Source organism: Microbacterium sp. KUDC0406, assembly GCF_021582875.1.
Lineage (GTDB): Bacteria > Actinomycetota > Actinomycetes > Actinomycetales > Microbacteriaceae > Microbacterium.
Genome location: NZ_CP091138.1, coordinates 1652655 through 1666388, shown reverse-complemented (window position 1 = coordinate 1666388; position 13734 = coordinate 1652655). Strand labels below are relative to the sequence as shown.

Sequence of the window (13734 nt, the reverse complement as noted above, 5' to 3'; positions counted from 1 at the left end):
ACGCGGCGGAAGGAGTCGCGGATGGCAGTGCGCATTGGTGTGATCGGTGGAGGTCAGCTGGCCCGGATGATGATCGCCCCGGCGGTCGAACTCGGACTCGACCTGCGGGTGCTGGCCGAGGGCGCGGGGATGTCGGCCCAGCTGGCGGCCACCGGCGTCGGCGACTATCGCGACCTCGACACCGTGCGCGCGTTCGCCGCCGACGTCGACGTCATCACGTTCGACCACGAGCACGTGCCGCAGGAGGTGCTCCGCGCGCTGGTCGCCGACGGTGTGCCGGTGCACCCGGGCCCGGACGCGCTGCAGTACGCGCAGGACAAGCTCGTCATGCGTGCGAAGCTCGCCGAGCTCGGTGCGCCGCAGCCCGACTGGGCGGCCGTGCATGACGCGGCGGAGCTGCAGGCGTTCCTGGACGACCACGGCGGCCGCGCCGTCGTCAAGACGCCGCGTGGCGGATACGACGGCAAGGGCGTGATGGTGGTCTCGGGTGCGGCCGAGGCCGCGGACTGGTTCGGCGACTTCGACGCGCTCCTGGTCGAGGAGCTCGTGTCGTTCACGCGTGAGCTCGCGCAGCAGGTGGCACGGCGGCCCGGCGGCGAGATCGTGGCCTATCCCGTGGTGGAGACCGTGCAGCGCGACGGCGTGTGCGCCGAGGTGATCGCCCCGGCTCCCGACGCGTCGGCCAGGCTGGTGCAGGTCGCCGAGGGCATCGGCCGGCAGATCGCCGAGGGTCTTGGAGTCACCGGGATGCTGGCGGTCGAGCTGTTCCAGACCGATGACGAGCGTCTCCTCGTCAACGAGCTCGCGATGCGCCCGCACAACAGCGGGCACTGGAGCCAGGACGGCGCCGTGACGGGGCAGTTCGAGCAGCACCTGCGCGCAGTGGCGGATCTGCCGCTGGGCGCTGCGACTGCTCGCGTGCCGTGGTCGGTGATGGTCAACATCCTCGGCGGCCCGACAGAGGGAGCGATCGACGAGCGCTTCCCGGCGGCGATGGCCGCCCACCCCGACGCGAAGATCCACACGTACGGCAAGGCCTCGCGGCCGGGACGCAAGGTGGGCCACGTGAACGTGACGGGTGACGATCTCGACGACGTGGTCTACGCAGCCCGCGCGGCGGCGGCGTACTTCGCGTAGGCGCGCCGTTGCGAGGTTCTCACAGGCGCGAACCGTAGCCTGTGATGGTGACTGAGCCACTGCACTCCTCGAGCCGTCCGATCGTCGGCGTCGTCATGGGATCGGACTCCGACTGGCGCGTGATGAGCGACGCCTCCCAGGCGCTCAGCGATTTCGGGATCCCGCACGAGGTCGAGGTGGTTTCCGCGCACCGCACTCCGGACAAGCTCGTCTCCTACGGGCGGGACGCCCGCAGCCGCGGCATCCGGGTGATCATCGCCGGAGCCGGGGAGCGGCGCACCTGCCGGGCATGCTCGCCTCGGTGACCGCCGTGCCGGTGATCGGCGTGCCGGTGCCGCTCGCCTACCTCGACGGCATGGACTCGCTGCTGTCGATCGTGCAGATGCCCGCCGGCATCCCCGTCGCGACCGTCTCGATCGGCGGGGCGAAGAACGCGGGCCTGCTCGCCGCGCGCATCCTCGGCACCTCCGACGACGCTCTGGCCGACCGGGTGGAGGAGTACGCCCGTGATCTGGAGTCGCAGGTCGAGGAGAAGAACCGGCGGCTGAAGGGCTCGCTGTGACGCTGGCGCCGCCTCGTGAGCGCAGCGCGCCGGGCCGTCCCCTGATCGAGACCCGTCCGCTGCGCAACCCCGAGGCGGCGGATCCGTCGTTCATGGGGCGCCGGGCGTGGTGGCTCGTCGCGATGAACATCCTGGTGCCGGGATCCGCCCAGATCCTCGCCGGGAACCGCCGCCTGGGCCGGTTCGGCCTCGGGGCGACCCTGGCCGGGTGGGTGCTGATCGTGCTGGCTGCCGGGCTGGCGCTGTTCTGGCGCGACGCCGCGATCACCCTCTTCACCAACTGGTTCGTGCTGACGCTCGCGCAGATCCTGCTGCTCGGCTACGCCGTGCTCTGGGTGGTGCTCACCGTCGACGCCATCCGGCTGCTGCGCGTGGTCAGGCTCCCGATGATCACCCGGTTCGCCGCTCCGATCGCCGCGCTCCTGGTGCTGTCGCTGGCGACCGGGGGAGCGGTGTACGGCTCGACGATCGCGGCGTCGAGTCGCGGCGCGATCGGCTCGATCTTCGGCAACAGCGGTCCCAGCCTGCCCCCGAGTGACGGGTACTACAACATCCTGCTGCTCGGCGCGGACAGCGGTGACGGGCGGGACTCGATGCGCTTCGACAGCATCTCGGTCGTCTCGGTGAACGCCGAGACCGGGGCGGCGACGATCTTCGGAATTCCGCGCGACATGCCGAACGTCCCGTTCGCGAAGGACAGCCCGATGCGCAAGCCCGACCTCGTCGGGTTCGACTACCGCAACTACTTCGAGGGGCACAGCGATCGGAACTGCGGTTGGGGCTCCGGCATCAACCAGCTCACGAACGCTGTGCAGGTGTGCCGCGACGACAAGGGCAAGGGACTGTACCCGGATGCGGCCGCCCACGGGTCGACGCCGGAGATCGAGGCGACGAAGGACGCCGCTGAGGGCGTGCTGGGGATCAAGATCCCGTACTACGTCTTCGTCGACATGAACGGCTTCGCCGACCTCATCGATGCGCTCGGCGGCGTGCACATCACCGTGGAGAAGCGACTGCCGAAGGGCGGCGGGCCCGGCAAGACGAATAAACCCGTCGAGGAGTGGGCGACCGGCTGGATCGACCCGGGTGAGCAGACCATGAACGGCGATACCGCGCAGTGGTACGCGCGCTCCCGGTACACCACCAGTGACTTCGACCGCATGAAGCGCCAGCGGCAGCTGCAGGAGGCGATCCTGCAGCAGTTCACCCCGCAGAACGTGGTCACCCGGTTCAGTGCGGTGGCGGATGCGGGAGCGGCGCTGGCCGACACGGATCTGCCGAAGGACAAGCTGCCGGAGTTCTTCGACCTGATCATGAAGGCGAAGAAGCAGAAGGTGGCAACGATCGAGCTGACCCCCGAAGGCGGCGTCAGCGAGCGGCATCCGGACTTCGGAGAGATTCACGAGATGGTGCAGCAGGCGCTGCATCCGCCGACGAAGACACCCACCCCCTGAGTACTTGGACGCGCTGAGTACTTGGACGCGATCCAACTGAGTTCCCAGGTATGCGCGATTAGCCTTGCCTCATGAGTGTGCTGCTGCGTGTCGTCCTGGATCAGCTGGTGACGGTCGTGGATCCGGATCAGGCGGCCGCCTCGCTCGATCTCACCGCCGGTCTGGTGTCCACAGCACCACGCGGATGCGCGGTCGCGGCGATCGCTCCGTCCGGGTCCGAGGTGCCGGTCGTCGGCGTGGAGGACGTGCGCACGCTCTCGATGGGGCGGCGCGAGCTGGCGGCGTCCTGGCCGCTCGGTTTCGCCCCGGCCGTCGGGGGCGGGCTGATCCACGCACCGACGCTGATGGCACCGCTGGTCCGTCACGACCGGGTGCACGACGGTGATCAGACCGTCGTCACGCTGTGGGATCTCGCCGCATGGGATGCACCCGAGCGGCTTTCGAAGGCAGCCGTCGCGTGGCAGCGCGGCATGCTGCGCAGGGCCGTCAAGCACGCCGACGCGGTGGTCGTGCCCTCGCACGCTCTGGCGGGACGGCTGTCGGAACTCGCCTCCTTCGGCGACCGGATCCGGGTGATCGCGGGCGCGCCGCCGGAGGGATTCGCCGAGCCCGCGGATGCCGCGTCGCGTCGCGCTGCGCTGCAGCTGCCCGAACGATACGCCGTGCTCCTCGGAGATCGGGACACTCTCGCGATGGGCTTCTCGGCCGCGATCGCGGCCGGCCTCGACGCCGTCGTGCTGGATGCGGCGGAGGGGTCGGAACCCGCTGTCGTGGAGGTCGCGTCCGCAGCGGGGCTGCCGGAGCGCCGGGTGCACGTGCGCGGCGCGCTCGCCGCCCAGGACCGCGCGACGGTGCTCGGCGGTGCGGCGGTCGTGCTCGCGACCAGTGCGCTGGATGCCTGGCCGTGGCGTGTGGTCGAGACGATGCTGCTCGGCACGCCCGTCGTCGCGGTCGACAGCGGCGTGCATCGCGATGTGATCGCAGACGGCGGCCTGGTCGTCGCTCCGGACGAGTTCGTCGATGCCGCGGTCGCCGCAGCAGGAGACGACGGGAAGCGTCTGGGAGTGCTCGCACGGGACCGCGCGAAGGCGTTCTCCTGGGCGAGTTCGGCCGAGCGGACGTGGGCGCTGCACGCCGAACTGTAGCCGAACTGTAGGCGGGGATCGGGGATCCTACGCCGGGTGGATCAAGATCCGGTCGCGCCACACTGGTGACTTCTGTCACACTGGTCACATGTTGGGCCGGACTTCACGGGGCACCAGTGCGCCTCGCATCAGCAGAATCCTCACCGCAGGTCTTGCGGCGGCAGCACTCGCACTGAGCGTGCTGGTGCCGGCGACCGCGGCATCCGCTGCCCCCGTGAACGGGCCCGCGAAGACGTCTCTGGCGGGCTTCTCGGCGGGGAACATCATCAGCGACGCCGTGTTCACGAGCAAGAACACGATGACCGAGGCGCAGATCCAGGCCTTCTTCAACTCCAAGGTCAAGACCTGCCAGAAGGGGTACACCTGCCTGAAGGACTTCCGGATGACATCGGTCACCCGGCCGGCCGACGCCTACTGCAAGGGGTACACGGGGGCGGCCAACGAGAGCGCCGCACGCATCATCTACCGCGTGTCGCAGGCCTGCAACATCAATCCCCAGGTGCTGATCGTGATGCTGCAGAAGGAACAGGGCCTGGTCACGCACACCTGGCCCAGCGACTGGCGCTACAGCGCCGCCCTCGGGCAGGGATGCCCGGACACCGCTCCCTGCGACCCGAAGTTCGTCGGCTTCTTCCACCAGATCTACGGCGCCGCGCGGCAGATGCAGATCTACATGGAGGGGAAGTACTTCGCCTGGTACGCGCCGGGGAAGACCTGGAACATCCTCTACAACCCGAACAAGGCCTGCGGCACGTCGCCGGTCCACGTCGCCAACAAGGCGACGTCGGCGCTCTACTACTACACGCCCTACCAGCCGAACGCCGCTGCGCTGAAGGCCGGATACGGCACGGGCGACTCCTGCTCGGCGTACGGCAACCGCAACTTCTACAACTACTTCACGGACTGGTTCGGGTCGACGCAGAAGCCGGCGTCGGTGCTCAATCCGCTCAACGACATCGGTGATCTGTACGCACATCTCGGCAATGCCACGGGTGTGCTCGGCAAGGCCACGAACAGCCCCGCGTGCACCTCGTCCACGGCGCGTTGCACCGTGACGTATGCGAACGGGATCATCACCTGGACGAAGGCGCTCGGCGCGCTGACGGTCTACGGGCCGGTGTACAAGCAGTACGTGGCACAGGGGGGCCTGGGCGGCAGCCTCGGGTACCCGAAGGAGACGCCCAAGGCGGTCACCGATCCGAACGGAGACGGCATCGCCCAGCAGTTCGACAGGGGATGGATCCACCAGTCGGCTGCGGGGACGTTCGCCTCGACGACACGGACGATGACGGCGTACAGCGCCGCGGGCTGGCTGCGTGGCTACCTCGGATGGCCGACCAGCAGAGAAGTCTGCACCGCTGCATCCTGCGTGCAGGATTTCGCGGGCGGACTGATCGGCGCGTTCACCGGCAAGCCGGCGTTCGCCGTCTCGAAGACGACCTCGAAGTCGATCGATGCGCTCTACACGAAGCAGGGCGGCTCGACAGGGAAGCTCGGCGCCCGCGCGGCGGATCGTCAACTCGTCGACGACCCTCATGGTGACGGTCTCGCGCAGAAGTATCAGAAGGGGTGGATCCACGCATCTGACAGGGGGACATTCTCGTCGTCGTCCGCCATCATGACGGGATACAGCAACGCGGGCTGGCTGCGAGGATTCCTGGGCTGGCCGACTGCGGCCGAACAGACGGTCACGGATCCGAACGGAAACGGCGCCGCACAGGCATTCGAAGGCGGGTGGATCCACTCCTCCTCGAAGGGCGTCTTCAGCAGTTCCGCCCGCATCATGGCGGCGTTCAGCGCCGCGGGCTGGGTGCGCGGAGCTCTCGGCTGGCCGACGAGCGCCGAGATCTGCACGGGCGCGTCGTGCACTCAGACGTTCTCAGGCGGAATCATCAGCTTCGCCGGCAAGGATGCGGCGAAGACGGCGGTCGGCGTCACGCCCGCAGCCATCGCGAAGGCGCACACAGCCGCCGGCGGCGACAAGGGCGCCCTGGGCAGGGCCGCGAACGCGGTGCAGATCGTCGCTGACGGGCATGGCGGGGGCCTGGCGCGGAAGTTCGCCGGCGGCTGGATCCACTCATCCGCAGCCGGGACCTTCTCCTCATCGACCCCCATCATGACCGCATACAGCGCTGCCGGGTGGCTGCGAGGATCGCTGGGCTGGCCCACCAGCAAGGAGAGCTGCTCGGGCACATACTGCTCGCAGTCGTTCCAGGGCGGGGTCATCGCCTACACGAAGGGCAAGGCCGCGGTCGTGCTGACCGGGGTTGCTCCGGGGGCGATCGACACGGCGTACAAGGCGAGCGGCGGCAGCACTGGACCGATGGGCGCTGCTGCGGCGCAGGTGCAGGTGGTGAAGGACCCCCACGGCAACGGTCTGGCCCGAAAGTTCGCCAAAGGCTGGATCCATGCCTCGAAGTCGGGAGCGTTCACGTCATCAACGCGGATCATGACCGAGTACAGCGCCGCCGGCTGGCTGCGGGGGCATCTGGGATGGCCAGTCGCCGCGGAGCAGTCCGTGAAGGACAGCAACGGCAACGGTGTTGCACAGCAGTTCGAGAACGGATGGATCCATTCGTCCGACAAGGGTACGTTCACGACGTCCGATCGCATCATGACCGCCTACAGCAGTTCCGGATGGGTGCGCGGGGCGCTGGGGTGGCCCACAAGCGCCGAGATCTGCACTGGCGCCTCGTGCACCCAGGCCTTCAGTGGCGGGATCATCGCGTACTCCGGAAAGAGTGCGGCGCAGGCCGCCACCGGCGTCACCGCTGCGGCGATCGCCAAGGCGCACACGGCAGCGGGTGGCGACCGAGGGGCGCTCGGCAAGGCTTCGAAGGCGGTTCAGATCGTCGCTGACCCGCGCGGCGGAGGCATGGCGCGCCAGTTCGCAGGCGGCTGGATCCATTCCTCGGCGAAGGGCACCTTCTCGTCCTCGACGACGATCATGACCGCGTACAGCAAGGCCGGATGGCTCCGCGGGAAGCTGGGCTGGCCGACCGGCGCGGAGACCTGCACGTCGAGCACCTGCACGCAGCAGTTCACAGGGGGCACGATCAGTTACGTGAAGGGCAAGCCCGCCACCGTCACGTACCGCTGAAGCGGCACCGCGCCGCGGCGGAAGGAAAGGCGTCGGATAGACTCGGAGGCATGAGAGTACTGCTCACGGGAGCTGACGGATTCATCGGATCGCACCTCGCGGAGCAGCTGGTTCGGGACGGACACGACGTGCGAGCACTCGTGCTCTACAACTCGTTCGACTCGCGCGGCTGGCTCGACGGCATCTCGGACGATGTCGCGCGCGAGATCGAGTTCCTGCCCGGAGACGTGCGTGATCCCGCTCTGATGATGTCGGCGGTGAGCGACCGCGAAGCAGTGCTGCATCTGGCCGCGCTCATCGCCATCCCCTACTCCTATGCGGCCCCGGATCTGTACGTGCAGACGAACATCCAGGGCACGCTCAACCTGCTCAACGCCGCCAGGACGGCCGGTGTCAGCCGGTTCATCCACACCTCGACCAGTGAGGTCTACGGGACCGCACGGTACGTGCCGATGGATGAGGGGCATCCGCTGCAGGGCCAGTCGCCCTACTCGGCGTCGAAGATCGCCGCGGACCAGATGGTCAATGCCTACAACGCCTCGTTCGGGCTCCCGACGGTCACGATCCGTCCGTTCAACACCTTCGGTCCGCGGCAGTCGGCACGCGCGGTGATCCCCACGATCGTGAGTCAGCTCGCCGCCGGTAAGAGGGAGATCCAGCTCGGTGCGCTCACGCCGACGCGTGACTTCACTTACGTGCCGGACACCGTCTCGGGCTTCACGACCGCGCTGACCAGCACGGCCGGAGTCGGCGAGGTGATCAACCTCGGTGTCGGTTTCGAGGTGTCCATCGGGCAGACCTTCGATCTCATCGCCGAGGTGATGGGCGTCGACGCGACGGCAACGGAGGACCCTGCCCGCCTGCGGCCGGCGAACTCCGAAGTGGAGCGCCTCTTCTCCGACAACACGAAGGCCCGCGAGGTCCTCGGCTGGCAGCCTGAAGTTCGACGGCGTCGACGGGTTCCGCGAGGGACTCCGTGCGACGGCGGAGTGGTTCACCGACCCCGTCAACCTGGCGCGCTACCGCACCGACGCCTACGTCGTATGAGTACGCCGGAGGACTTCGTCCGCGCCATCCGCGGTGTCGTGGGCGACGAGCCGTTCATCGGACTGCACGTGCCGGACATCACGGATCTCGAGAAGCAGCGTGTGCAGGAGTGCCTGGATTCGACGTTCGTCTCGAGCGTCGGCGCCTTCGTGACCGAGTTCGAGCAGGGCGTCGCCGACTTCACTGGAGCCGCACACGCGATCGCCGTGTCCAACGGCACATCCGCGCTGCAGGTGGCGCTCGAACTCGCCGGCGTCGAGGCCGGTGACGACGTGATCGTTCCCACCCTGTCCTTCGTGGCGACGGCGAACGCCGTCTCCCATGCCGGCGCCCAGCCGTACTTCGTCGACAGCGACCAGACGACGCTCGGCCTGTCGGTCGAGTCTGTGGCCGACGTGCTGAGGTCCGCACGATCCGCGCCTGAGGGGCTGGTCAATGCGGCGACCGGGCGGAGGATCGGCGCGATCGTGCCGATGCACACGCTCGGGCACCCGATGCGCATCGGGGATCTGGTGGCCCTTGCGGGGGATTACGGCGTGCCCGTGGTCGAAGATGCCGCCGAATCCCTCGGCAGCCGGGTGGGCGGCGTGCACACCGGCACCTTCGGCAGCCTGGGCATCCTCAGCTTCAACGGCAACAAGATCCTGACCACCGGCGGCGGCGGGATGATCCTGACCGACGACGAGGATCTCGCCCGTCGCGCGCGCCATCTCACCACGACCGCCAAACTGCCCCACCGCTGGGAGTTCGAGCACGACGAGGTGGCGTACAACTTCCGGATGCCGAATCTCAACGCGGCGCTCGGCGTGGCCCAGCTCGAGCGGCTGCCGAGGTTCCTGATGGAGAAGCGACGTCTGGCCGCGCGCTATCAGGAGGCGTTCGCGGACATGCCGGACGTCGAGTTCCTGACGGAGCCGTCCGGAACGGAGAGCAACTACTGGCTCTGCGCGGTGCGTCTGGCCGGCGGGAGGCCGCGCCGCGATGCGCTCCTCGCGTCGGCGAACGATGCCGGTCTCCAATGCCGTCCGTTCTGGAACCTTCTGCACGCGCAGACGCCGTACCGGCATCTGCCCCACGCCGACGTGCCGGTGGCCGAGGCGCTGCACGCCTCGGTCGTATGCATCCCCAGCTCTCCTGCATTGGCCGCGGCATGAGGACGATCGCCGTCGTCACCGGCACCCGTGCGGACTACGGGCTGCTGCGCGGCCTGCTCAGGGCGATCGAGGACGATCCGCAGCTGAATCTCCGCCTGATCGTCACAGGTACTCACCTCAGCGACGCCTTCGGACACACGGTCGCCGAGATCGAGCGCGACGGGTTCCGCATCGCCGCATCCGTGCCGATCTGGTCCGGCACGGACACACCAGTAGCCGCAGCGGAGGACGTCGGCCGTGCCCTCCCCGGCTATGCAGAGGCGCTGAAGGAGATCGACCCCGATGTCGTGGTCGTGCTCGGCGACAGGCTGGAGGCCTTCGCCGTCGCGGCGGCCGCCACCATCCTGTCGGTGCCGATCGCGCACATCCACGGCGGGGAGCTCACCGAAGGCGCGATGGATGACGCGCTCCGGCACTCGATCACCAAGATGGCGTACCTGCACTTCACCTCGACCGCGGACCACCGTCGCCGGGTGATCCAGCTGGGCGAGGATCCGGAGCGGGTGTTCTTCCACGGCGCGCCCATCGTCGACATCCTGGACACCTTCGACGTAATGCCGCCGCGCGAGGTCGAGGAGCAGTTCGGCATCCGGCTGCCCGAGCCGACGGCCCTGGTGACCTTCCACCCCGCGATCATGGACGTCGCTCCCGCGTCCGAGCTCGTGGGGGAGCTCCTCGGCGGGCTGCTCGCCGTCGATGAGCTGCACATCGTAATCACGGGCTCGAACTCAGACATCGGCACCGAGGCGGTGAGGGAACGGATCGCACGGTTCGTGGCCGAGCACCCCGACCGCGTCGATTATGTCGAGTCGTTCGGGCAGCGGGCGTATCTCAGCGCCATGCGCGCAGCATCCGTGGTGGCGGGGAACTCGTCGAGCACTGTCCTCGAGGCTCCGGTGCTCGGTGTCCCCTCCGTGCTGGTCGGCGACCGCCAGAAGGGGCGTCCCATCGCCGCGAGCGTCGAAGTACCCGAGCCCAGCGCCGAGGCGATCGCCGACGCCCTCCGACGACGGATAGCCGGCGGTCCGGTGACCGATCACGACAGCCCGTTCGGCGCTCCCGGATTTGCCGCGCGTACGGCCGCCACTCTGCGCAACGCGGAGATCCCGCGGCCGCCGAAGAAGACCTTCCACGATCTCGAACAGGGAGACGACGATGAACGCTGAAACCTTTGTGATCGCGGAAGCCGGTGTCAACCACAACGGCTCAATCGGCATCGCCAGGGACCTGGTAGACCTCGCAGCCGAGGCCGGAGCCGACGCAGTGAAGTTCCAGACGTTCTCCGCGGACTCCCTCGCGCTGGAATCCGCGCAGCTCGCGGACTACCAGCGTCTCTCCGATGAGGACGCGCGCAGTCAGCACGACCTGCTCCGCGGGCTGGAGCTCTCCCGCGACGAGTTCCGTGCGCTGCGGGCGCACTGCGATCGGCGCGGCATCCGGTTCCTCTCGACGGCCTTCGACCTCGACGGGCTCGACTTCCTCATCGACGAACTGGGCATCCCTCTGGTGAAGATCGCCTCCGGTGACCTCACGTTCGCACCGCTGCTGGTGAAGGCGGGGCGAAGCGGACTCCCCGTGATCCTGTCCACGGGGATGGCGGATCTGCCCGAGATCGCCAGAGCACTGCGATTCCTGGCGGCGGGCGTCGCACAGGCGAACGGCGTGCTCGACCGATCCGAGCGCCTCACCGAGCGGGCGCTCGAGCGAGCTTGGGCCGCCAGGGAGGAGCACGTCCGATTCGCCGAGCACGTGACGATCCTGCACTGCACCACCGAGTACCCGGCCGCGGACGAGCATCTGAATCTGCGCGCCATGCAGACCATCGCCGACACCTTCGGCCACAGGGTCGGGTACTCCGACCACTCGCTCGGTTCGCTGGCATCCGTGCTGGCCGTCGGGCTCGGCGCGACCGTCCTCGAGAAGCACTTCACCTTCGATGTCACGGCGGACGGCCCCGACCATGCGGCCTCGCTCGACCCGGACGGGCTGCGCTCCTACGTCGCGGATCTCCGCCGGGTGCCGACCATGCTCGGTTCGTCTGAGAAGAAGGCTCAGAGCGTCGAGGAGGGCAATCGCGAGGTCGTTCGGCGCAGTCTGGTCGCCGCGCGCGACATCGCTGAGAACGGCGTGATCACGGCGGACGACATCGTCTGCTTCCGGCCCGCGACCGGGCGCACATCCTTCGACTTCTGGGAGGTCGTCGGCAGCACGGCTGTCCGCTCCTATCGACGAGGCGAGCTCATCGATGGCTGAGTTGGTCCTACTCGGTGGTGGGGGCCACGCGCGCTCCATCCTGGCGGCGCTGCGCGCCGAGGGGCGTCCGGTCCGCGGTCATCTCGCTCCGCAGCCGGGTGACCTCGGCGAGGCCTGCCCGTATCTCGGCGATGACGACGTGCTCAGCACCTTCGACCCTGAGGAGGTGCTGTTCGTCAACGCCCTCGGCTCGACGTCCTCCACCGCAGTCAGACGCGTGCTGTACGAGCGCGCTGTCGCGCTCGGCTTCCGCGCCGCGCGAGTCGTCCATCCGCGCGCTTTCGTGGACTCCGGCGCGCGCCTTGCCGAGGGCGTCCAGGTCCTGGCCGGCGCGATTGTGAACGTGGGGGCGGTCGTCGAGGAGAACGTGCTGATCAACTCCGGGTCTGTCGTCGAGCATGACGCCCTGATCGGCGCCCACTCTCATGTCTCGCCGGGAGCCATCATCGCAGGCGGAACACGGATCGGAGCGGGTGCACATGTGGGTCTCGGTGCTCGCGTCATCCAGGGGGTGACAGTGGGGTCCGGTAGCGTCGTCGGAGCCGGAGCCGTCGTGATCGACGATGTGCCCAGTGGGGCGGTCGTCGTCGGTGTGCCGGCAAGAGAGATCGGATCCGGGAAGAAGGGGCGGGCATGACCTCGAGCGAAGATCTGTCCGTGAACCCGGGCACCTCCATCCGTGATGCGCTGGCGCAACTCGACCGCAGTCGCCGCCAGGTCGTCTTCGTCGAGAACTCGGAAGGCCGTCTCGTCGGCGCGGTCAGTGACGGCGACATCCGGCGCGGGCTGCTGGGCGGCGCCTCTCTCGAGGACCGCGTCGACAGGGTGATGAACACCCGCCCCGCGACAGTTCCGCCGACCGCGACGCAGGAGGCCGTAGAGGATCTGAAGGCACGACGCGGCATCCGAGTCGTCGCCGTGGTCGACGACGGGCGCATCGTGGACGTCGTGGGGGAGGGGGAGCACATCGCGACGCCGCTTCCCACGCCGGTCGTCCTCATGGCCGGGGGTCGTGGTCAGCGCCTCTATCCGATCACCAAAGACATCCCCAAGCCTCTCGTCCCGCTCGGGGACACTCCGATGATCGACATCATCCTCGGGCGGCTCCGCGGTCAAGGCTTCCGCCGGGTGCATGTCTCGGTCAACCATCTGGGGCACCTCATCGAGGAGCATCTGGGCGACGGCGGCGCGCACGGCATGGAGATCAGCTACCTGCACGAGCCGATGCCGCTCGGTACCGGCGGGGGCGATGGCGCAGCTGCGTGGCGAGATCGGCTCACCGTTCGTCGTGATGAACTCGGATCTGCTCACCCAGGTAGACCTGCGCAGCATGCTCGGATTCCACCTTGACGCAGGGGCGGACGCGACCATCGGCGCTCGCGAGTACGGCTTCGAGATCCCCTATGGAGTGATCCGCCGCGCTGGGGAGCGGGTCACCGGCCTCGCCGAGAAGCCGTATCACAGCGAGCTGGTCAGCGCGGGGATCTACGTGCTCGATCCCGCCGCGCTCGAGATGCTCGAGCAGGACGAATACTGCGACATGCCGACGCTGCTGTCGCGACTGATGGATGCCGATCGTCCGGTTGCCGCCTATGAGATCCGCGAGGAGTGGATCGACGTGGGGCGGCCGGAGGACCTCGAACGCGCCAGACTGGCGTGGGAACGGAGAAGCCGATGAGGATCTGCACGATCACCGTGCGCGCGGGGTCCAAGGGTGTTCCCGGAAAGAACCTGCGGGTCGTGGCCGGGCGTCCGATGTTCGGGCACTCGGTCGCGCAGGCGGCGGCGACCGGGCTCTTCGACGAGATCGTCGTCTCCAGCGATTCCGAGGAGATTCTGCGGCTCGCGCCGACGTTCGGGGCGACCGGCGTGGTAAGCCGGC

Annotated in this window: 10 protein-coding genes and 2 pseudogenes; all 12 read left to right on the top strand. The window is 68.6% G+C overall.

Annotation, left to right across the window (positions count from 1 at the left end; genetic code table 11):
* Positions 1 to 21 precede the first annotated feature (21 nt).
* A complete protein-coding gene (locus tag L2X99_RS08385) occupies positions 22 to 1137 on the top strand; it encodes a 5-(carboxyamino)imidazole ribonucleotide synthase (RefSeq protein WP_236124089.1) in 1116 nt (371 codons plus the stop codon).
* 95 nt (positions 1138 to 1232) lie between these two features.
* A pseudogene (purE, locus tag L2X99_RS08380) lies at positions 1233 to 1699 on the top strand (5-(carboxyamino)imidazole ribonucleotide mutase).
* Entirely contained in the window at positions 1696 to 3153 is a 1458-nt protein-coding gene (locus L2X99_RS08375; protein ID WP_236135850.1) for an LCP family protein, read from the top strand. Before purE ends, L2X99_RS08375 begins: the two are co-directional and overlap by 4 nt.
* Positions 3154 to 3224: 71 nt before the next feature.
* Positions 3225 to 4298: a glycosyltransferase gene (locus L2X99_RS08370; RefSeq protein ID WP_236124091.1), complete on the top strand. Its 1074-nt coding sequence runs from the start codon at positions 3225 to 3227 to the stop codon at positions 4296 to 4298.
* A gap of 88 nt (positions 4299 to 4386) precedes the next feature.
* Positions 4387 to 7398 (top strand): LGFP repeat-containing protein, encoded by a 3012-nt coding sequence (locus L2X99_RS08365; protein WP_236135849.1) that lies wholly within the window; start codon positions 4387 to 4389, stop codon positions 7396 to 7398.
* Positions 7399 to 7448: 50 nt separating this feature from the next.
* On the top strand, positions 7449 to 9599 hold the full coding sequence (locus tag L2X99_RS18240) for a LegC family aminotransferase (RefSeq protein ID WP_329608176.1): 2151 nt from the start codon (positions 7449 to 7451) through the stop codon (positions 9597 to 9599).
* Entirely contained in the window at positions 9596 to 10765 is a 1170-nt protein-coding gene (gene neuC / locus L2X99_RS08350) for a UDP-N-acetylglucosamine 2-epimerase (RefSeq protein WP_236135847.1), read from the top strand. Before L2X99_RS18240 ends, neuC begins: the two co-directional genes overlap by 4 nt.
* The gene (locus tag L2X99_RS08345) at positions 10755 to 11852 is read left to right on the top strand and encodes an N-acetylneuraminate synthase family protein (RefSeq protein WP_236124098.1); all 1098 of its coding nucleotides are present in this window, start codon (positions 10755 to 10757) and stop codon (positions 11850 to 11852) included. Before neuC ends, L2X99_RS08345 begins: the two co-directional genes overlap by 11 nt.
* Positions 11845 to 12489 carry an acetyltransferase gene (locus L2X99_RS08340; protein WP_236124100.1) on the top strand — a complete coding sequence of 215 codons (645 nt, stop codon included), beginning with the start codon at positions 11845 to 11847 and terminating at the stop codon, positions 12487 to 12489. The genes L2X99_RS08345 and L2X99_RS08340 overlap by 8 nt, the downstream gene beginning before the upstream one ends.
* Positions 12486 to 13202 carry a sugar phosphate nucleotidyltransferase gene (locus tag L2X99_RS08335; RefSeq protein ID WP_268928566.1) on the top strand — a complete coding sequence of 239 codons (717 nt, stop codon included), beginning with the start codon at positions 12486 to 12488 and terminating at the stop codon, positions 13200 to 13202. Before L2X99_RS08340 ends, L2X99_RS08335 begins: the two co-directional genes overlap by 4 nt.
* Positions 13102 to 13530, top strand: a complete 429-nt coding sequence (locus L2X99_RS17855; RefSeq protein ID WP_329608151.1) for a sugar phosphate nucleotidyltransferase — start codon at positions 13102 to 13104, stop codon at positions 13528 to 13530. Before L2X99_RS08335 ends, L2X99_RS17855 begins: the two co-directional genes overlap by 101 nt.
* Positions 13527 to 13727 (top strand): annotated as a pseudogene (locus L2X99_RS18530) (cytidylyltransferase domain-containing protein); the annotation flags it as partial. The gene L2X99_RS17855 and the pseudogene L2X99_RS18530, both read left to right, overlap by 4 nt.
* Between the last annotated feature and the right edge of the window lie 7 nt (positions 13728 to 13734).